We start from the raw sequence: 20,729 nt of genomic DNA on the forward strand, positions 1-20,729 counted from the left end.
AATGAGCTTTTTTCTCCGCACTGACGTCTAGGGGAACTGTCAGTGCAATAAATTATAGTCGGGAGGAATATATATGAGACGTCAGCTATTAGCGTCCGTTGGCTTTGCAGCCATGATCTGTGCTTCCAGCTCTGCATTCGCAGACATGGAAGCCGCTAAGAAGTGGGTGAGCGACGAGTTCCAGCCTTCTACTCTTTCTCAGGAAGAGCAGATGAAGGAAATGGACTGGTTCATCAAAGCTGCTGAGCCTTTCAAAGGTATGGAAATCAAAGTGGTTTCCGAGACCATTGCGACCCACGAATACGAAGCTAAGGTTCTTGCAAAAGCATTTACCGAAATCACCGGTATTAAAGTTACTCACGATCTGATCGGTGAAGGTGACGTTGTTGAGAAGCTTCAGACCCAGATGCAGTCTGGCGAGAACATCTACGACGCGTATATCAACGACTCCGATCTGATCGGTACTCACGCTCGTTACCAGCAGGTTCGTAACCTGACTGACTGGATGGCGAACGAAGGTAAAGACGTAACTCTGCCAACTCTGGACATTGAAGACTTCATTGGCAAGTCCTTCACCACAGGTCCAGACGGTAAGCTTTATCAGCTTCCTGATCAGCAGTTCGCGAACCTTTACTGGTTCCGCTATGACTGGTTCACCAACCCAGACATCAAAGCTCAGTTTAAAGCGAAATACGGCTACGAACTGGGTGTTCCGGTTAACTGGTCTGCTTACGAAGACATCGCTGAGTTCTTCACCAACGACGTGAAAGAAATCAACGGCGAAAAAGTCTATGGCCACATGGACTACGGTAAGAAAGATCCATCCTTGGGTTGGCGCTTTACCGATGCATGGCTCTCCATGGCTGGTGCAGGCGACAAGGGTATCCCGAACGGTCTGCCAGTTGACGAGTGGGGCATTCGCGTGAACGGCTGTTCCCCAGCTGGTTCTTCTGTTGAGCGCGGTGGTGCAACCGATGGTCCTGCAGCGGTTTACTCCATCACCAAGTACATCGAGTGGCTGAAGAAGTACGCTCCAGCTGAAGCACCAGGCATGGTGTTCTCCGAAGCTGGTCCGGTTCCGGCACAGGGTTCTGTTGCTCAGCAGATCTTCTGGTACACCGCGTTCACTGCAGACATGGTGAAAGACGGTATTCCAGTTGTGAACGCAGACGGCACTCCTAAGTGGCGTATGGCTCCTTCTCCGAAGGGTGCTTACTGGGAAGAAGGCATGAAGCTGGGTTATCAGGACGCTGGTTCCTGGACGCTGATGAAGTCTACTCCGGAAGATCGTGCGAAAGCTGCATGGCTGTACGCTCAGTTCACCGTTGCAAAGACAACTTCTCTGAAGAAGTCTCACGTTGGTCTGACCTTCGTACGTGACAGTGACGTTCGCGATGCGTCCTTTACCGAGCGCGCACCTAAGCTGGGTGGTCTGGTTGAATTCTACCGTTCACCAGCTCGCGTACAGTGGACCCCAACCGGTACCAACGTTCCGGACTATCCAAAGCTGGCTCAGCTGTGGTGGCAGAACATTGGTGATGCATCCTCAGGCGCGAAAACTCCTCAGGAAGCTATGACTGCTCTTGCTGCTGCTCAGGACAAAGTTCTGAAGCGTCTTGAGCGTGCTGGTGTTCAGGGCGAGTGTGGTCCTAAGCTCAACGAAGTTAAGGATCGTGATTACTGGCTGAACCAGCCAGGCGCACCTAAAGCCAAACTGGCTAACGAGAAGCCAACTCCGGTCACCGTTGACTACGACGAGCTGATCAAGAGCTGGGCAGACGCTTCCAAGTAAGCACTGCATCTAAGGTGTCCATCATCGGGAACAGAGGTCGTTTTCGATGATGTGCTTCCAAGACTAAACGAGAAACCCGGTGCCAAAAGGCGCCGGGTTTTTTGTTTTGGGAGATTAGGCCGCACAGAAGGGGAGCACCAACCAAGGTGGTTGTTTCGTCTTCTGGTTGTGGTGTGCTAGGTAGATCTCGCGATGTCTTGGTCAGATTGAGGGAGGCTGCTGCTGTGAAGTGCCTACGTATCTTTGCTACACCGGATGGGGAATCGCATTTCGATGAAATCGAGATACCGACCAATCAGGCGTCGGTGCATCCTGATGCTGTGCCGTTTGATGTGACTGCCAGCTATCCGGCTTCACGCGTCCGCATTACCCGTATTCCGGCTGGGATGCGCCAAGTGGAATGGCATACGGTTCCTGATCGATGTTTGACTGTGCGGCTTGATGGGGCGGTTGAGTATGAGACCAGTGATGGTGAGGTTCGCACCGTTGAAGCAGGGCAGTTTTTGATGATTGAGGATACGCATGGCAAAGGCCACCTTTCGCGTCATTCTCAGGAAGCTCAGACCGTGATCTGGATTTCTTTGCCTAATGGGTTGGAGGAGCCGGCTTAGGCGGTGAGGTTCGCCGTGTTTGTTACCTCTAATTCCGCATATTAGAATTGTATTTTACAACTGGAATTCCTGCCGCGCCCTGCTAAACTACGTGGAATTGCGAATGACAGTGCGGCGCGGGAGTGCGCTTTGCCTCAGGGAGTTTCGAGTGTCTTCTTCATTTAAGTCATCAGGTCAGGTTTCCTATGAATTGCGCGGTGATGTTGCGGTTATGACCGTGAGCAATGCGCCGGTGAATGCGTTGTCTCTGGCGATCCGGCAGGATCTGGTTGCGCGCATCAAGCAGTTTGAGGAAGACGAAGCGGCGAAAGCTGCGGTGATTGTTGGGGAAGGCAAGGTGTTCATCGCCGGGGCGGATATCCGTGAGTTCAAGCGCCCGGCCACTGAACCACATCTGCCAGATGTGATTGATGGTATTGAAGCCTGTTCCAAGCCTGTGATTGCGGCTATTCATGGCGTTGCGCTGGGCGGTGGGCTTGAGGTTGCGTTGGGCTGTCACTTTCGTGTTGGGGTAAAGGGCGCGAAAGTTGGCCTGCCAGAAGTGCATCTGGGTATCATTCCGGGTGCTGGTGGTACGCAGCGATTGCCGCGACTGGCGGGCTATGAGAAAGCGCTGGAGATGATCCCGAGTGGTGCGCCGATTGGGGCGGATGCTGCGAAGGCCGCTGGTATTCTGAATGACGTGAGCGAAGAGGCTGATGCGGTTGCTGCGGGTCTGGCGTTTGCGCGGTCGGTGATCGACAACGGAACGCCGCTGCGTCGTTGTTCTGAGTTGGTTGCACCTGCTGTTGATGCTCAGGTGTTTGCGGATGCCAAAGCTGCTGTTGCCAAGCGGGCGCGTGGTCAGAAGTCGCCGGTGGTTTGTGTTGAAGCCATTGAGGTGGCCAGCCAGACCAGCTTTGCGGATGGCATGGCGAAAGAGCGTGAGATGTTCATGGAGCTGAAGAACTCCGCTCAGCACCGTGCGTTGGCCCATGCTTTCTTTGCGGATCGGGCTCTTGGCAAGCTGCCTGAGATTGAAGGCATTGCTCCGCGTGAGTTGAAGTCTATCGGTGTGATCGGCGGTGGTACCATGGGCGCAGGCATTGCGACCGGTGCGCTGATGAACGGGCTTTCCGTTACGCTGATCGAGCGCGATGATGAAGCGCTTGGTCGTGCGAAGGCGACAATTGCCAAGAATGTTGGTGGAGCCGTCAAGAAAGGCAAGCTTTCAGTTGAACAGGAGCAACGGATCTTTGCAGAAGCGCTGTCCTTGAGCACGGACTATACCTCGCTTTCTGATGTGGATCTGGTTGTTGAGGCGGTGTTTGAAGACATTGACGTTAAGAAGCAGGTCTTCGAGAAGCTGGATGAGGTTTGTAAGGAGGGTGCCGTTCTGGCAACCAACACCTCCTATCTGGATGTGAACGCCATTGCCGCCGTCACCAAGCGCCCGCAGGATGTAATTGGTCTGCACTTCTTCTCTCCGGCGCACATTATGAAACTGCTGGAAGTGGTGGTTGCGGACAAGACGGCTCCGGACGTGATTGCGACTGGTTTCCAGCTTGGCAAGATCATGCGCAAGGTTGCAGTTCGGGCGGGTGTTTGTGATGGCTTCATCGGCAACCGCATTCTGGCCACTTATCGCGCTGCTGCGGATGCAATTGTGGTGGACGGATCCACGCCGTTTGAGGTGGATGATGTGATGCTGGAGTTCGGCTTCCCGATGGGGCCGTACGCAGTAGCCGATCTGGCTGGTCTGGATATCGGCTGGGCAACCCGCAAGCGGAAGGCGCCAACCCGTGATCCACGTGAACGCTATTTCACATTTGCAGACAGCATGTGTGAGCAAGGCTGGTTTGGACAGAAAACCAGCAAGGGCTATTACGTTTATGAGGATGGAGCGCGGAAGGGGACGCCAAACCCGGCTGTACTCAACATTCTGACAGAAGAACGCAAAGAAAAACAAATCAACGCACAAAACCTTTCAAAAGAGCAGATCCTGGATCGCTATATGGCGGCGATGGTGAATGAGGCTGCGAAGGTGGTTGAGGAAGGCATTGCTTTGCGGCCATTGGACGTGGATATGACGCTGATCTATGGCTATGGATTCCCGCGTTGGCGTGGTGGTCCTATGCAGTATGCTGATGAGATTGGTTTGGAGAAAATCCTCAGCAACATCAAGGCGTATGCTGAAGAGGACGCCTACTTCTGGCAGCCTGCAAAACTGCTGGAGGAGCTGGTTGCTTCTGGTCGGACTTTTGCTGATCTGAATGCAGAGAGTGGGAATAACTCAGCAGCTAAAAAGCACGAGAACGCTTGATTCTCTTCAGTTGCATCGCCATCTTTTAGTGGTGTACCCTTGGGGTAGCTCCAAAACAGCGCACATAGCAACGGCGCTGTTTTGGACGTTTGTTTGCGTATTCTCGTTCAGAAACCGCTGTGTGGTTTTCAGAGATATGCCCGTTGGAGATGGTGATGCTGAATTTTCTGGAATATGTGACCGGACGAGTTATCGCGATATTGTTCGCAATGGCTTTGCTGGCATTTATCCTCCTTGTGATCGGGTTTGCCTCTGGCCTGATGCTGGCCATCATTGCCATCACTATTCCCCTTGTGATCCTGAAGATCTTGTTCGGTAAGAACAAGCCCAAGATCACCTATCACTATGGGCGCAAAGACTAAGAGATCGGGAAGTTCTTGACCTCGTTCTCCCCCCAGGTTTCCATTGCCTGAAGTACGGGCTGCAGGGATCTGCCTTTTTCAGAGAGGGAGTATTCCACATGGGGCGGGACAACTTCCATCACCATGCGATCGACAATTCCGTCTGCTTCCAGTGATCTCAGTTGGGCTGTGAGCAGGCGTTGGGAGACGCCGGGCAGTCTGCGCTTCAGTTCGTTAAAGCGGCATGGAGCGGGCAAAAGCTCGTATATAATCAAGAGCTTCCATTTTCCATTGAGCACGGTGAGCGTTCGGCGCACCGGGCATGTTTCGTAGCCAACGAATGCTCCACTTGGTGTGTCTGTGCTGTCATCGCTCATGGTATGCAGTACCCTTTTATATACTAGCTGCTAAAATAGTGCGTACTAGACCTTTTGTTTCTTTGCTTTCATATGGGGTTTGCCTAATGAAAACAAGGGAAATACACCAATGAACAAAGTGAAGCTCGCTGCTGCAGGCGCAGCTCTTGCCCTTTCAACTGCTGTTGCCGGTGCGACTGAAGCCACTGATCTTCTAAGCAAATTTTATGAGGTTGCTGATAGCCGCCCGTTTGACCGCGCGAAATTGGCTGAGTTCTACGCAGACGATATGGTGGACCACAACGGTCATGACGGTCAGAACGCCAAGCAGGCCGCGCTGGACACCTTCACAGCACTGGCAGCTGGTGCGCCGGACTCTCGCCATGAGCTTGGTATGGTTGAGCCGGTTGGTGACGATAAGGTTCTGATTTACTGGCGCTATAAAGGCACAAACACCGATGGTCTGTTTGGCTCTGAAGCGAACGGTAACACCTTTGATATTGCAGGCTTTGAGGTCTACCGCGTTGAAGACGGCAAGATCCGGGAGTTCTGGCATGTTGAAGAGCTGGCTTCCATGGGCGAGCAGCTTGCTACTAAGAAATAAGCGATAAGGCCCGGGGTGTTTCTCCGGGCTTTCTTTTTAAATCGTGTTTGTGAGATCGGGGAAATTGAGATTGTTGGCTTGAGCTGGCCGTGATTACCCGTATTGTTAGTTGCAGCTTTTAGGTTAAAAAAGAGACTGCCTGCCTTATTAGTTTGTTGATTTAGCTTTTGAATTTGCATTGAGGAATATGTTTGTGAAGCTGCAAGATGGAACACTGAAACTTTCCGGTGACCGCGCCCTTGCGTGGAGCGAGTGGGGTGCCGCAGACGGGCGGCCCGTGATTTTGTGTCAGGGCGCGGGGATGGCCTCGGCCATTCCGTTCGGAGAGCAGGCTGCAGCAGATCTTGGTCTGCGTATTTTCTCCGTTGATCGTCCTGGGCTGGGGAACTCCGAGGCTGATCCTGAGAAGAGTTTTGAAAGTTGGGCAGCGGATATCAAGGAACTGCTTGATTTTGTGAAGGCTGATCAGGCGTTTGCGATTGGCTTCTCGCAAGGGGCTCCGTTTGCGTTGGCGTTGGCTGATGCTGGCCTTGTTGATGGCGTTGCGGTTGTCTCCGGTCAGGATGAGCTGGCCTCTCCAGAGCTATTTGCCATGCTCCCTGATGAGTTGAAGGGCATGGTTTCGCTTGCTTGTGATGATCCGGATCGTCTTGAGGCAGACATTACAGGCATGGCGACGGCTGACTGGTTGTGGCAGATGATTGAAGGGATGAGTGGGCCTGAGGACCGTGCGTTCTATGCCTCAGCATCGTTTGCTCCTCTTTATCGGGATGCACTTGCTGCCGGCTTCTCTCAGGGTGCTGCCGGGTATGCCCGTGATACTGGGCTTGCCATGAGACGTTGGTCGTTCAACGTCGAAAACATCAAGCAGGATGTGCAGTTATGGTATGGATTGAAGGATACCAGCCCAGTCCATTCGCCTGATTTTGGCGCTACGCTTGCCAAGCGACTAAGCCGCTCCGAGCTGCATCAGGTTGCAGAGGAGGGAAGTGCGATCCTCTGGACCCGTGCTGATGCAATTTTACGCAGGCTGGCAGAAAGCCAGCGCTAAGCAGAAGGCCCGGCGAAGAAGCTTTGTCGGGCTTTATGCATTCTGTTGGGAGAGCGGTAAGCTCAGACGGGCAGGAACAACTCTCGTACTTCGGAGCTTCTAGCTACTGGCGCGTCGTCTGTATGAAGTGTCTGGTATCTATGGGGATCATCTGAGTAAGCTTTGCCTGCGCCATGATAGCCAGCGACTTCAGGGTTTTCAAAGCCAGCGCTTTTGAGGTCATTGGCGAGGGACTGGGCAAACGGGAACACTTTGGTGCCATCCAGTTCCGGATATTCTGGAGCGTCTATGTAACCCGGCTCAGATGCCAGTTTCAGCTCTTCCGGTTCAAATGACTCAGGCTCTGTTGCATCTGCGCTAAAGCAGCTTTCAACGCGAATATCGGTGAAGGATTTGTCCAAACCACCTTTAGAAAGTTGCTCTGCAAGATCCTTTGAGGAAACCGTCTCATAGCCTTCTTCGCTGGCGCTTCGTTTGCTGGAAATCTCATTGGAACCGTATGCGCCGTGCCCGAGTACGTAGATTTTGCTTTCGCCATTCTTCAGCGTACCCAAAATACCGGTTTTCTCATTGCTGATAATGTCTGCCTGTTGCAGAACTTCAGCCTCAAAAGAGTAGTTTTGCGCCAGCTTCAGCATGTCATTGTAGGCATCTGAAGATATAAAATCTAAAAGCTCAAACCCTTCAAGGTTTAGCTCTGAAATGACTGCATTTGCTTTTTCACGAATGTCGCTGGCTTGTGTCTGTTTGCTTTCAATCAGTTGCTCTTTCAGAGTTTCCAGCTTGGCTTTGTCTGCATCGTTTGCCACGATGATGTGACGCGGTTGCTTGCCTGCGGTATTGCGGGATTGATTGGTGCCTGCGGCAAAGAGCAAAATATCTTCAGATGCGAAAGGAGCGTAATAAAAGCCTGTTTTTTGGGGGGCATCTGTCTGTGAAGTGGAATCACTCAAGTTCGTGGCTTGTGTTTCTTTTGAGTTAACTTGTGTGAGGCTTGCGTTTTGATCTATTTGCACAGTTGTTTGTGGTGTATTTACATTGGATATAGGCATGTGTGCACCGTTTTTATTGAGAATCAGAAGTATTTATCTGAATTCACTATTGGTGCTTTGCTTGGTTAGCTGTTGTATCATTTGATACAGCACGCATAGATTGTTTGTACGTGGTAATATCTACCTGATGCAAAGCTGCAGAGGGACACCGCCAGAATTTTCCAATCACAGCATTGAAAAACCCGGCGAAATGTTCCGCCGGGCTGTTCTTTATTCAGTTGTGTTGCTCTTAGTTCAGCTGTGCTGCATCACCCATGGAGAAGAAGAGGCTTTCTCCGCTGGCATCGTCTACGCCGTCATTGTCGGTAGAGACGAGGATGCGGCCATCTTTGGTGATTGCCAGGCCTTCCACCTTATCCGGTGTCCAGCCATTGGTTGCGGACATGGCTGGCAGCAGATCGAGTACGACTTTCTTGGTTAGTACTGGCAGCTCGGTGCCATGTGGGGCAGGGGTGATGCCTTGCAGAGAGACCGTGGTCACCTGTTTGATAGCTGCTTCCTTACCGCCTTTGTTGTCACGCTCCAGAATAGCGAACTTGCCGTTGCCGAGAGCTGTGATCTCGGAGAGACCGACCCAACCGCCAGCGGAACTACGCGGTGCGTCCAGCGGGTAGTGGACGAAACCCCAGCTTTCATCGGTAGGGTTGTAGATGCCGATCTTGGTCATGCCCTTTGGATCGTCGTTCCATTCACGCTGAACTGCGACAGCTACGAGAGTTTTGCCGTTCATCTCAAACTCGGCCACGCCTTCCAGTGAGAAACGCTTGGCCTGTGCTACGAGGCTTACTGGCAGTTTGATTTCTTTCTGGATCTCACCGTTGGCAGAAGCCTGAAGTAGGAAGTGTTCCATTTCCTTTTTGGCGTTGCCTTCAGATGCCAGCCAGAAGCCACCTTCTTTGCGCAGGGCGATGCCTTCCAGATCGTACTTTTTCGCAGTGCCGCCTGTCAGGTCCATGTGGCCTGTGATTTCAACTGGCTGCTTGGAAACGTCCAGCGTGAAGATGCGGGCTTTATCGTAGAAGCTATCAGAGACGGCATAGAGTTTGTTAGCGTCCTCTTTGTCTGCCACCATGCCGGAGATTGCGCCCCAGCCGATTGGTGCGTTGGTTTCCGGATCGGTGTTGGAGACCAGCTGCGGGTACTCAGCAGAGGTTGCGCCAAACTCGTAGAGGCCAACGTGGGCGCGGACTTTGTCTTCCACATTGTCTTTTTCGTTTGCGACAACGAAAAGATTGCGGGATGGGATCGCCAGCAGGCCTTCCGGGCCAATGTGGGTTGGCAGGAACTGGACGAACTCAGGCTCTGCGCCCGTGTCGCGGTAGACAGCGACGAAGTTTCCGCGTTCGGAGTTCACGAAGATCAGAGTTTCGCCGCCGTACTTGCCAACAGTTACGCCCTCTGGCTCAGTGCCTTTCTTGTGGGCGCGCTTGGCAGGGTAATGCCCGTGGGACATGGCCAGATGTTCCATCTGGTTGCCGCTGTCGAACTCGATGGTGCCATCCTTGTTCCAGATGGTGAAGCCACGGGAGCCGCCTTTGTAATCCCCTTCGTTGGCCGTCACGAAGCGATTATCATCAATCCACGCCACAGCATCCGGTTCCCGAGGAACATCCACCTTCGAACCAGAGGCATCAGAGAGACGCGCCTTCTTAACCGGCACGTTTTGAGCGGTTGCGGTACCAGCAGAGAAGTGGTTGATTATCTTGCCGGAATTCAGATCCACGATAGCGAGGTGGTTGTTTTCCTGAAGAGTTACAACAGCTTCGCCCTTGCTGTTGATGGCGACGTATTCTGGCTCTGGGTCATCGCCACCTTCAGCGGCAAGGCCAGTCATTTCCACGGTGCGTACAGCATCGCAGTTTGTCGGCATGCCGTTTTCGTCCAGATCGAAGATGGTTAGGAAGCCTGCTGGCAGCTGAGGCGGCGCGCCGTCGTTCAGGTCTTCGTCACGTTCGTTTTCAATAGCGATTGCGAGGAACTTGCCGTCTTTGGAAACAGCTACGGAGTCAGGCTGGCCTTTTACATCGCACTTTGCGGCGATCTGTTTGGTCGCCAAATCGATGACTGCGAGGTAGCCGGACGGCTTGGTGTAGCTTTCAGAGGTGTTTACGCCTGCAAGCGCGTAGTTGCCTGAAATTGCTACAGAAGTTGGTTCGCCGCCGAGTGCGGTACGCCCTGCTGGGACTGGCTGCGCGGCGTTGGAAGCATCGAGGAAGACGATCTCATTCTGAGGGCCATCGGTGAAGGCTAGGGTCATGCCGTCCTCAGACGCTGCGATGATTTCCGCCACGGTTTCAGACTTGCGGTCTACGCCTTCAGCCAGTGTTTCGTGAACCGGCATGGTCGCGATGCGTTTAAAGAACTTTGCTTCAGATGCAGTTGCAGCGGAGAGGCCCGCTGCCAGCATGGCAACTGAAATGCCGCACATAAGTGAAGTGCGAAGAGCTCGCATGGAAAATCCCCCCATCAGAATAGTTTTGCGGTTAAGTGCTTTCTGGTTAGGGGCCTCGCATGGCAGGCCTATGAATGTTTGTTGAAGCTTTGATGACGTGGTGCGAAACCCAGAGAAACTGCGCTTACGGTGTCGTTGGTTCTATGCCGTCGATGGCGTCTATGAAGGGTTGCTTGGGTTTTAAGGGGAAGTTTTTTTCGAGCATTTGGGCGGATTTTATACGGTCGAGGCGGAAGGTGCGGACGGCGTTGCGCAGGTGGTCCCAGGCCATGATGTACCAAACCGGATAGCTCAGGAAGAGATAGTGCGGTTCGATGGTGCGCTGGGAGAGATTGCCGTTCTGATCACTGTACTCGATCTGGATGCATTTGCTCATCAGAAAGGCTTCGTTGATCGGGCTCATGGCCTCGCTGTCGATTTCCTCAAAGGATCCATAGACATAGACCGAAGCTGTTCCTCCAATCCAGATGCGGGACTTCAGGGTGTCGACTCGGGAACGCAGTTCCGGGGAGAAAGAGGCGATCAGTTTTCGGCGGATTGGCTTGAGATTGGCCAGTAGGAGAGGGGAGTGCATGCTCTCTGCGATGGCGAGGCTGATAAGCAGATCGATGGCCTCTTTATACTCCAGTTTGAGACGACCAACTCCCCAACGTGATTGCAGGCGAATGCCGCCGCCGCGGCCTTTGTCCGCTTCAATCGGCAGGCCGCGCTCTCGGAGCAGCTCCAGATCCCGGAACAGGGTTCTTTGAGAAATACCGAGTTCTTTCGCCAGATCATGGGTTGTCGGGCACTCGCCGGACTTCAGCAGCATTTCGATCTGCTCAAGTCGATCAAGGCGTTCTAGTGCCGTTGCTCTGGTTCTCTCTGTGGTCATGAAAGAAATGTGTCATTAAATGGCATATTTGTCCATACAAACGGGTCATCGAGACTTTTAAGGATAATAATGATGACCAACCAAGTGATTGAGTTTGCTCCTTTTCATCTTGCTGCTGATAAGACGGAAGCGGATCTTATCGCTGCTTCTGAGCGGTTTCAGAGTGAGTTTCTGGATAGGCATAAGGGCTTTGTGCGTCGTTCACTGGTGAAGCATGAGGATGGTGCTTACGCTGATATTGTGGTTTGGGCGGACAGCAGCGCGAGTGAGCGGGCATTTGCTGCGGCTGGTCAGCATGAAGCCGGGCAGGCGTATTTTTCAATGATTGATATGAGCCGTGAGCATCAGCCTCGTAAAGCGGGTGCAATGGAGTTCTTTAGCGTGGTGGGGACTTATGGCTGAGCCTTTTAAAGAGGTCTTCAATCAAACCTCTATCCAACGTGTGGCCTCCGCTTTGGCGAAGGTTCATCCTGCGTTTGACAGTGCTGGTTTTATGGTGGAAGCGCTGGAGGGATTGAGTGGCCTGGAGCTGAAGGAGCGCTCACTTCATTTGGCACGTTGTCTGCGTCGTTATCTGCCAGAAGATTACAGCGACGCGCTCTGGATCATGATGGCAACACTTTCTGCCCCGCTGGCTATGGATGATGAACCTGTCTGGGAGCATGAAGGGGATGGGCTCTATGGTTTTATCACCATGCCGTACTCGGATTACGTTCTGCTTTATGGTCTGGAACACTTTGAGTTTTCCATGGCGGCCATGAAAGAGATGACCAGTCGGTTTTCTGCTGAGTTTGCCATTCGTGCTTTCATTGAGCGCTATGAAGACGAAGCGATGGTGTTGCTGGCTGAATGGGCCAAGGATGAAAGCGCCCATGTGCGACGGCTCGTTTCTGAGGGGACGCGACCACGGCTGCCATGGGGGCAGCGCTTGAAGGGGTTCATTGAAGCGCCGGAGAAGTGTTTGCCTTTGTTGGAGGCGTTGAAGGATGACGAGACCGAGTATGTGCGCCGGTCTGTTGCCAATCATCTCAATGACATCTCAAAGGATCATCCAGATCTGACAGCTGAGGTGTGTAAGAGATGGATGGAAGAGCCTTCTGAGCGGCGGAAGCGGATGGTACGCCATGCTCTGCGGAGCAACGTGAAAGCCGCGCATCTGCCGAGCCTTGCGGTGCTCGGGTATGATCCTGAACATGCGCAGGTTGTCTCTTGTGAGCTGCGGGATAGCCGTGTCGAGTTTGGCTCCAAGCTTTCCTTTGCTGCTGAGATCGCGAACTCTTCCGACCAGCCGATTTCTTACATGCTGGATTTTGTAATCTACCATCGGAAAGCCAACGGGACTTTGGCACCCAAGGTGTTCAAATGGAAGCGCGGGGAATTGCGTGCGGGGCAGAAGCTCTCTGTTACAGGTCAGCATAGCATGCGGCCCATTACGACCCGGCGGTATTACGATGGGGAGCACAAGCTGGCGGTTTTGCTGAACGGGGTGGAAACGCCGGTTGGTTCGTTTGAGTTGGTTGGTGTTGAGGAGATGATGGCTTAGCTCTACAACGGGCAAGCCTTGACACAATGAGATAATATATTATCTAAAATGACAATCTATTATCTTCGTGTTGAGGACCTAATGCGTTTAGAGGGGCATCTTGGGCTTTCTACCATTGTGAAGACCTTTCCTTATCGGATCTGTCTGACATGGGCTGGTGTGCTTGCAGAGAACTTTCTGATGGCGTTAATTCCGCTGCTGATCGGGTTTGCCATCGATGACCTGCTGCAGGGTGCCTATGATAATGTCATTATAATGGGGGCCGTGCTTGTCGGGCTGACGGTGATTGCTGTTGCCCGACGGATTTATGATACCCGCGCCTACGGTACCATCCGCGTTCATCTTGGCGCTGCACTGGATCAGAAGCATCAGAATAAGCCGGTCTCGAAGCGGGCTGCGCGGCTGAACATGAGCCGGGAGCTGGTGGACTATCTGGAAGGTGAAGTTCCTGAGGTACTTTCAGCTGTTATTCAGATCATTGTAGCTCTGGTGGTGCTTGCTGGGTTCCATTTGTTACTGTCAGTCTCTGCTTTTGCAGTTGTTCTCCTGATGCTGCTGACCTACTCGATGTTTAATAGCCGATTCTATCTTCTGAACTCCTCGCTGAATGCGGAGAGCGAAAATCAGGTGAATGTGCTGGAGCGGGGTAGCCGGAAAGGTGTCTGGCGACATCTGAAAGCTTTGCGAACTCATGAAGTGCGGCTTTCAGATACGGAAGCGATCGTTTATGGCGTGATCTTCCTGTTCCAAATTGCTTTTATCGTTACCAACCTGGTGCTTGCAGCAGGGCTGCCGGATATGAGCACGGGGATGATCTTCTCTATTGTCGCTTATTCATGGGAATTTGTGGAAGCTGCCATCATGCTGCCCATGACGATGCAAAGCCTGACACGTCTTAATGAGATCACAGCACGTATTAATAATGTAGAGGAAGAGTAGGGCTGGAAGAGCTGGTGGTTCGCCAGCTCTTGTGTTTGTCAGTTAGATCAGCGGTGGTTGGATAGGCGTGGGCGGGCGCCGTTGGCGATCTTGCGCAGGCCTTTGAAGTCCAGAACCTCAATCTTGTGCTTGCCGATAAGTTTGACTGCGCCTTCTTTCTCCAGGCTCTTCAGAACGCGGCTGACGGTTTCAGCGCGCAGGCCGAGATAGTCCGCGATAGACTGTCTGGAGATTGGCAGAGTGAACTCTTCCACGAAGCGCGGGATGTTCATGCGGTTGCGCAGTTCAAAGATAAAGGAGGCCATGCGCTCTGTTGGGGTCTTCTTGCCCAGATCAGAGGAATGGTCGAACTGCTGATGCATGATGTCTGTTGCGCGGCGCCAGTAAATGCGGCGCAGGTTGCCATCCCGCAGGAGCAGTTCTTCGAACACATTGCGCGGGACAAGCTTTACGGATGTTGGCGCAAGCGCGACAACCTCACCGGATGCGTGTCTGTCCGCACGATTCATGTCGAGGTATTCACCCGGGAAGCGGAGTGTTAGCAGAGAGCGGCGGCCATCACTTAAATGACTCTCGACAGCAATCACACCAGTGAGAACAGCAAAGACGACTGGTTCCGGAAAGTCTTCGGGCGCCAGCTGATCACCTTCGTTCAGCTCGATGGTTCGGGCGGTGCGAAGTTCAGCTCTGTCGAAGTGAAGATGCATAGGGCGGCAGATGCATTCTTCGCCCTTAAAACCGCAGGTTTCATGAACACATTCAAAAGATGGTTGGTCAGGCGATGACGCTATCTTAGGAGGGGTTGTCCCCGACATGCGTTAAGCTCCCCGCTTATTACGTGATTTGGCGTAAAGTCCCCTGTAGTAAAGGACATTGATATAAATCAATATTCTAAGGATTACTTTTATTCAACATTTTGTTACCGGATGAAGGTGAAAAAATATCATTGTTTAGAACTCTTAAATCCAGCTTCTGATTGCAATCAATGAATGCAGTTCAACCCCATGCAGAAATAATGCGTATTCGGGGATCGACGCCGCTTGGCAACGAATCCAGGCGGCGTCATCCTAGGCAAACTGGGGGTAACAATGCGCCTTCTCGTCGGTATGTCGATTGCTTTGATGACAAGCACTGCGGCATTCGCAACAGATTTAGGGCCTGTTGCAAAAATTGAGCAGAATCCTGCTCTTGTAGAACTGGGAAAACGCTTATTCTATGATAGCCGTTTGTCTGGTGACACCAACCTTAGCTGTTCAACATGTCATGATCCAGCTAAGGCGTTCACAGACGGCGAACAGCTTTCTACTGCATATACAGGTACAGAAGGTTTCCGTAACACGCCAACATTGGCGAACGTCGGACACCGTGCTGCATGGATGCATGATGGCCGTTTGGGTACCAACCTGAACGACGTTTCTCGTGGTATGATCACAGAGACCTACATCATGAACATGGATATGCGTATTATGCAGGAGCGCTTTAAGCAGGATCCTGTTTACGTTGAAATGTTTAAAGCTGCGGGCAAGGGCGAACCATCCAACGGTGGTGCTCGTGGTGCTTTGGAAGCATTCCTTAAATCCATTACATCTCAAGGTTCCGCGTTTGACCGTGGTGAGCTGACCGTCGCTGAGAGACGCGGTTATGAACTCTTCATGGGCAAAGCAGGATGTTCTTCCTGTCACTCCGGCAACCGCTTCACTGATGATCAGCCACATAATACCGGTGTTCCAAACAACCCGGACATCTGGTCTGATCCACTGCGTCACATCACCTATGTGACTTATGCGAAGTTCATGGGTGTAGAAAACTACATGAACCTGCGTGAAGATCAGGGTGCATACATCCGGGATCACAAAGAAGAGAACAAACGTTCCTTCCTGACCCCAACTCTTCGTGAGCTGACCTACACCGCGCCTTACATGCACAACGGCATGCTGGCGACCCTTGAAGACGTTGTAGAATTCTACAACCAGGGCGGTGGTGATGATGTCAACAAAGACTCACGTCTGAAGCCACTCAACCTGAAGAACAGCGAAAAAGCCAATCTGGTCGCGTTCCTCAAGTCCTTGTCTGGCGACAGCTTCGATACTCCTGAATATGTCTGGACAGCCGACGACTACTCTTACGAGTTGATCGAAGACTGGAAAAACAAGAAGAACTAGGGGGCTGCTAAAATGACAACATTCAAAAAAACCATTAGTGCGATTGCACTTGCTGGTGTTTCCATTGTTGCAGTGGCAGCTGGTGTTCAAGCGGCTGAAAAACGCCCGGCAGAACTGGCTCCTTTGGGAGAGCCTCCTTCTCCACCAGATAACCCAATGACACCTGAAAAGGTTGAGCTGGGTAAGCTTCTGTTCTTCGATCCACGCCTGTCCGGTAACGGTGCAATGCCTTGTTCGGCCTGTCACCTTCCAGAACTTGGCTGGGATTTCCCGGACAAGATCTCTCTGGGCTACCCAGGTACTGTTCACTGGCGTAACTCACCTACCATCGTGAACTCTGCTTATTACGGCAATCTGTTCTGGACTGGTGTTTCCAAATCTCTGGAAGCTGAAGCCCGCACAGCTGCACGTGGTGGTGTTGCCGGTAACGGTGAAGACGACATGATGGAAGCACGCCTTGCGTTCATTCCTGAATATCGTGAGCGCTTCAATGACGTGTTCGGCACAGAATATCCGCTGATGCGCGACGCTTACATGGCGATTGCTGCATTTGAACGTTCCATCGTTCAGCGCGATACTCCGTTCGATCTGTACATGCTGGGCGACGACGATGCTCTGACTGACCAGCAGAAGCGTGGTATGGAACTGTTCACCGGTAAAGCAGGTTGTTCAACCTGTCACGACGGTGCTCTGATCTCCAACCAGAAGTACTACAACCTCGGCGTTCCAGCTTATGACGGCTGGGAAGATGATGAGCTTGCACAGATCACCTTCCGCTTCGAGCTTTATGCAAAAGGCTCCACGGAAGAGAAATATCGCAAGTGGAAGGACGATCCGGGCCTTTACTTCGTGACCAAGCAGGAAGCTGACCTCGGTAAATTCCGTGTGCCTTCTCTGCGTTACACCAAGTACACCGCTCCTTACATGCACAACGGCATGCTGGAAACTCTGGAAGACGTAGTTGAATTCTACAACCAGGGTGGTGGCACTAACGACTGGGCAGCAACGAAAACTAACCTGATCAAACCTCTTGGTCTGACCGACAAAGAGAAAGCTGATCTGGTGGCCTTCGTAGAAAGCTTCTCTGGCGAGCGTCTTCTCATGGAAACACCTGATCTTCCTGAGTATGAACCGCTTCCGGCTGTAACGAACTAAGAGGAGATGGAGATGACACATCAACCTAAGTCCGTCTCTCCTGAGATGATTGAGGTCGTTAACGGCCCTGAGGAAATCGCAAAAACTGGCAAACGCTGCGTGATGACACGCCGTCAGTTCCTGCTGACTTCCGGTATTTCTACCTTCACCGTAATGGTGGCACTGAAGTCTGGTCCTTCCTCCGCGAAGGTGCCTGCAATGGTCTCCACTTATGAGCGCAAGTTCATTTGTAAGCTTTCTGACCTGAAAGAAGACGAGCCATTTGACTTCAGCTACCCAGATGATGGCGCTTACTCCGAGTCCATGATTGTTAAGCTGGGCAAGGAAGCTGGCGGCGGTATCGGTACTGACAAGGACATTGTCGCGTTCAACTACACCTGTACTCACCAGGGTGGTCCGCTGCAGGGTACCTATCAGAAAGGTGATAAGGCGCTGGGCCCATGCCCGCTGCACCTGACCACCTTTGACCTAACCCGTCACGGTATCTTCATCTCCGGCCAGGCTTACCAGAGTCTGCCTCAGGTTCTTCTCGAGCTGGACGGCGACGATATCTACGCTGTTGGTATGTTCGGGCTGATCTATGGCCGCTACGACAATCTCAAAGGGTGAGGAGTAAATCATGTCAACTCCCTACTACATTCCTGGAACAAACATTCCGCTGCCTCCGGTAGACGCTGATGTTCTTTCCACTGCTTGTGATTATTGTATCGTAGCGTGTGGTTATAAGATCTATCGCTGGCCTGTTAAGGGCGGAAAAGTAGGTGGTGAGAAAGCCGCTGAAAACGCCTTTGGCGTGGATTTCCCGGTTGATCCGCTGGGCCCATGGGTTGCTCCTAACCAGTACAACGTTGTGCTGCACAAGGGTGAACCTCACCATGTGATCATCATTCCGGATAAAGATACCAAGCATGTAAACATCAATGGTAACTCTTCCATCCGTGGTGGTGCGCTGGCGAAGAAGGTTTACAACCCTCAGACCCCAACTCGCGATCGTCTGAAGTCACCAATGATCCGCATGTTCGGCACTTTGATGCCAGTAACCTGGGATCTGGCGCTGGAAGTTGCTGCGGAAGTTGGTAAGCACGTTATCAAGAAGCACGGCGAGAACGCTTTCTGCGTGAAAACATTCTCTTATGGCTACATGGAAAACACCTATGCGATTTCCAAGTATGCTCTGCGCTCTGTTAGCACTGCGAACTTCACTTTCCACGACACTCCGTCTGATGTGACCTCCACACCGGGCTTCCGTGATGCTGGTTTCGACAACTTCGGTCCATCCTATCAGGACTGGAAAGATGCTGAGACCCTGATGGTTTGCGGTACGGACCCATACGAGTCCAAAACCATCCTGTTTACTGACTGGATGATGCCTGCAATCCAGAATGGTCAGAAGACCATCTTCATGATCCCACGTAAGACCGCTGGTGTGGCTTACGCTGAGAAGAATGGCGGTCTGTGGCTCGACATCCAGCCTGGTACTGACCTTCTCGTTGTGAACGCGATTGCTCGTGTGATCATCGAAAATGGCTGGCAGGACGCTGAGTGGATCCGTGACTGGGTCAACAACAAATGGGAAAGCTCCTCAGGCTTCGGTCAGGGTACCCGTAACACTCCATGGCAATGGCGTACCACTTGGGGCAAATTCCAGACCAAAGGCTACGAAGACTTCGTTAAGTGGCTGATGGCTCAGGATGAGTTTGAACCAACTGCAGCTGCTGAAATCGCTCAAATCGATGTAGAGAAAATCTACACAGCTGCTGAGTGGATGGCGAAACCTCGTGAAGATGGATCCCGTCCTAAGACGTCCATCATGATCGAGAAGGGCTTCTATTGGTCCAACAACACCGGTAACACCAATGCGATTTCTTCCCTTGGTATTATCTGTGGCTGTGGTGGTCGCCCAGGTCAGGTTATCGGTCGTGCTGGTGGTCACCAGCGTGGTGGCTTGAAGGGTGGTTCTTACCCACGCAACAAGTCTCCAGAGAAACTGCCAGGCCGTCGTCGCCGCGCAATGGATACCGACCGGTATCTGATGAGTGGTCACACCCGCTTTGCTCACGTGATCGGGAACACCTGGATCCAGTCCATGTGTGGTTCTCAGTCTCTTGCTGCGAAGTTTGAAGAGCTGACCGTTCAGAACCCAAATCAGGTGCGTTCTTACGACAAGCAAACCATCATCGACACACTGAAGAAGCGTGTAGACAGCGGTGGTATGGTTGTTGTGAACCAGGACATCTACCTCGTAGATCCAATTGGTGCACGTTTCGCTGACATCGTCTTCCCAGCTGCTGGTTGGGGTGAAGACACCTTCACCCGTGCAAACGGTGAGCGTCGTCTGCGTCTGTATCCAAAATTCTACGATGCACCGGGTGAAGCAAAACCTGACTGGTGGATTGTTGCGAACCTCGCGAAGAAGATGGGCTTCAAAGGCTACGATTGGAAAGACTCCAACGAAGTGCTTGAAGAAGCAGCCCGCTTCTCCCGTGGTAGCCGTAAAGACTTCTTTATGCTGAAGGTTGCTGCGCAGAAGGAAGGCAAGACACTTCACGAGAAATTTGCCGAGTTCGGTACTGACGGTATTCAGGGCCCGGTTGTTATGCTTGAAGATGGCACCCTGCAGGGTACCAAGCGTCTGCATGATACCACCCGTGAACTGTCTGCGACTGGTCCAAGTGGTTCCAACCGCTACAACAAGAAGCTCACTCACTTCAACTCTCAGACTGGTAAATGTAACATCCAGAAGAGCCCATGGAGCCTGTTCTCCGATTACTGGGCATGGATGAAGCCGAAGGATGATGAACTCTGGGTGACTTCCGGTCGTATCAACGAGCGTTGGCAGTCTGGTTATGATGACCGCCGTCGTCCTTACATCGTACAGCGCTGGCCTGAAAACTGGGTTGAAATCCACCCAGATGATGCGAAAGAGCGCGGTATCGAGAACGGTGACTACGTGATGCTCTATTCTGACCGTATTCCGGTTCAGACAGACACCACAGTGGGTATTGAAGGCGATGACTTCACCTTCACCAAGCTGATGGACGAAGGCCACATCGAGCTGACTGAAGCGGCGATCACTGCGGTAGCAATTGTTACCCCAGCGCTGAAGAAGGGCATGCTTTACATGGACTTCCTGCATACTGCACAGCCAGCGAACGCTTTGTCTGGCCGCGTGGTTGACTGGATCAGCGGTAACTACAACTACAAGATGGGTGTTGGTCGCATCAAGAAGATCGGCACAAGCCCATACAAGGATAGTTTCCGGTCTATGTCTTTCGCACGTCGCGATATTGCATAAGAAATCAGGAACTGGCGGGCGCACCCCGCCAGTTCTTTTTCCGCTTGTGCCAAGGGGCTTGCAGAGGTTGGCCTTTTTGCAGAAGTGGACCTTGAAGCGGTTGGCTTTCGATGTTGAACCTTCAATCTGCTTTGAGTTTTAGTTTTGCGTATTCTTGCCGTGATCCGGTGCCCACTTTTCGAGAATACGCTTGAGGAGAA

The 20,729-nt window shown here is 52.3% G+C and carries 18 protein-coding genes; 13 read left to right on the plus strand and 5 right to left on the minus strand.

Annotation, left to right across the window (positions count from 1 at the left end; translation table 11 throughout):
* Positions 1–73 precede the first annotated feature (73 nt).
* From AC3CB2_RS22875 to AC3CB2_RS22890, 4 genes are all read left to right on the plus strand, one after another.
* Entirely contained in the window at positions 74–1,792 is a 1,719-nt protein-coding gene (locus tag AC3CB2_RS22875; RefSeq protein ID WP_008552567.1) for an ABC transporter substrate-binding protein, read from the plus strand.
* A gap of 224 nt (positions 1,793–2,016) precedes the next feature.
* On the plus strand, positions 2,017–2,403 hold the full coding sequence (locus AC3CB2_RS22880) for a cupin domain-containing protein (RefSeq protein WP_352936735.1): 387 nt from the start codon (positions 2,017–2,019) through the stop codon (positions 2,401–2,403).
* A 148-nt stretch (positions 2,404–2,551) separates the two neighbouring features.
* Positions 2,552–4,705 carry a 3-hydroxyacyl-CoA dehydrogenase NAD-binding domain-containing protein gene (locus tag AC3CB2_RS22885; protein WP_352936733.1) on the plus strand — a complete coding sequence of 718 codons (2,154 nt, stop codon included), beginning with the start codon at positions 2,552–2,554 and terminating at the stop codon, positions 4,703–4,705.
* A 155-nt stretch (positions 4,706–4,860) separates the two neighbouring features.
* Positions 4,861–5,067 carry a hypothetical protein gene (locus AC3CB2_RS22890; protein WP_352936731.1) on the plus strand — a complete coding sequence of 69 codons (207 nt, stop codon included), beginning with the start codon at positions 4,861–4,863 and terminating at the stop codon, positions 5,065–5,067.
* Here AC3CB2_RS22890 and AC3CB2_RS22895 read toward each other — a convergent pair.
* A complete protein-coding gene (locus AC3CB2_RS22895; protein ID WP_352936729.1) occupies positions 5,064–5,423 on the minus strand; it encodes a winged helix-turn-helix transcriptional regulator in 360 nt (119 codons plus the stop codon). The two genes, AC3CB2_RS22890 and AC3CB2_RS22895, sit on opposite strands and share 4 nt — an antisense overlap.
* Positions 5,424–5,532: 109 nt before the next feature.
* On the opposite strand from AC3CB2_RS22895, the gene AC3CB2_RS22900 reads away from it, so the two are divergent.
* Both AC3CB2_RS22900 and AC3CB2_RS22905 read left to right on the plus strand, forming a co-directional pair.
* On the plus strand, positions 5,533–6,006 hold the full coding sequence (locus AC3CB2_RS22900; RefSeq protein WP_014287251.1) for an ester cyclase: 474 nt from the start codon (positions 5,533–5,535) through the stop codon (positions 6,004–6,006).
* Positions 6,007–6,193: 187 nt separating this feature from the next.
* Positions 6,194–7,057 (plus strand): alpha/beta fold hydrolase, encoded by an 864-nt coding sequence (locus AC3CB2_RS22905; RefSeq protein ID WP_352936727.1) that lies wholly within the window; start codon positions 6,194–6,196, stop codon positions 7,055–7,057.
* A 62-nt stretch (positions 7,058–7,119) separates the two neighbouring features.
* Here the strand turns inward: AC3CB2_RS22905 and AC3CB2_RS22910 are convergent, their stop codons facing one another.
* The 3 genes from AC3CB2_RS22910 to AC3CB2_RS22920 all read right to left on the minus strand — a co-directional run bounded on the left by AC3CB2_RS22910 (position 7,120) and on the right by AC3CB2_RS22920 (position 11,435).
* A complete protein-coding gene (locus tag AC3CB2_RS22910) occupies positions 7,120–7,932 on the minus strand; it encodes an OspB (protein ID WP_352936725.1) in 813 nt (270 codons plus the stop codon).
* Positions 7,933–8,338: 406 nt separating this feature from the next.
* Complete coding sequence (locus AC3CB2_RS22915) at positions 8,339–10,561, minus strand: esterase-like activity of phytase family protein (protein WP_352936723.1); 2,223 nt, start codon at positions 10,559–10,561, stop codon at positions 8,339–8,341.
* A 124-nt stretch (positions 10,562–10,685) separates the two neighbouring features.
* Positions 10,686–11,435, minus strand: a complete 750-nt coding sequence (locus tag AC3CB2_RS22920) for a helix-turn-helix transcriptional regulator (RefSeq protein WP_352936721.1) — start codon at positions 11,433–11,435, stop codon at positions 10,686–10,688.
* 69 nt (positions 11,436–11,504) lie between these two features.
* On the opposite strand from AC3CB2_RS22920, the gene AC3CB2_RS22925 reads away from it, so the two are divergent.
* From AC3CB2_RS22925 to AC3CB2_RS22935, 3 genes are read left to right on the plus strand one after another with little or no spacing between them, the layout of a single operon-like run.
* Positions 11,505–11,837: a hypothetical protein gene (locus tag AC3CB2_RS22925; protein ID WP_352936719.1), complete on the plus strand. Its 333-nt coding sequence runs from the start codon at positions 11,505–11,507 to the stop codon at positions 11,835–11,837.
* A complete protein-coding gene (locus AC3CB2_RS22930) occupies positions 11,830–12,978 on the plus strand; it encodes a DNA alkylation repair protein (RefSeq protein WP_352936717.1) in 1,149 nt (382 codons plus the stop codon). Before AC3CB2_RS22925 ends, AC3CB2_RS22930 begins: the two co-directional genes overlap by 8 nt.
* 48 nt (positions 12,979–13,026) lie before the next feature.
* Positions 13,027–13,917, plus strand: coding sequence for an ABC transporter six-transmembrane domain-containing protein (locus tag AC3CB2_RS22935; RefSeq protein WP_352936715.1), 891 nt, complete (start codon positions 13,027–13,029; stop codon positions 13,915–13,917).
* 47 nt (positions 13,918–13,964) lie between these two features.
* Here AC3CB2_RS22935 and AC3CB2_RS22940 read toward each other — a convergent pair whose 3' ends face one another.
* Positions 13,965–14,732, minus strand: a complete 768-nt coding sequence (locus AC3CB2_RS22940) for a Crp/Fnr family transcriptional regulator (RefSeq protein ID WP_208609282.1) — start codon at positions 14,730–14,732, stop codon at positions 13,965–13,967.
* A gap of 225 nt (positions 14,733–14,957) precedes the next feature.
* Between AC3CB2_RS22940 and AC3CB2_RS22945 the strand changes: the two genes are divergently transcribed.
* The 4 genes from AC3CB2_RS22945 to AC3CB2_RS22960 are packed head-to-tail and all read left to right on the plus strand — an operon-like array spanning position 14,958 to position 20,529.
* Positions 14,958–16,079, plus strand: a complete 1,122-nt coding sequence (locus tag AC3CB2_RS22945; protein ID WP_208978925.1) for a cytochrome-c peroxidase — start codon at positions 14,958–14,960, stop codon at positions 16,077–16,079.
* Between the two features lie 12 nt (positions 16,080–16,091).
* A complete protein-coding gene (locus AC3CB2_RS22950) occupies positions 16,092–17,234 on the plus strand; it encodes a cytochrome-c peroxidase (RefSeq protein ID WP_352936713.1) in 1,143 nt (380 codons plus the stop codon).
* A gap of 12 nt (positions 17,235–17,246) precedes the next feature.
* The gene (locus AC3CB2_RS22955) at positions 17,247–17,843 is read left to right on the plus strand and encodes an arsenate reductase (azurin) small subunit (protein ID WP_008552535.1); all 597 of its coding nucleotides are present in this window, start codon (positions 17,247–17,249) and stop codon (positions 17,841–17,843) included.
* A gap of 10 nt (positions 17,844–17,853) precedes the next feature.
* Complete coding sequence (locus tag AC3CB2_RS22960) at positions 17,854–20,529, plus strand: arsenate reductase (azurin) large subunit (RefSeq protein ID WP_014287240.1); 2,676 nt, start codon at positions 17,854–17,856, stop codon at positions 20,527–20,529.
* The last annotated feature ends 200 nt before the right edge of the window (positions 20,530–20,729 follow it).

The organism is Pseudovibrio sp. SCP20 (genome assembly GCF_057774105.1).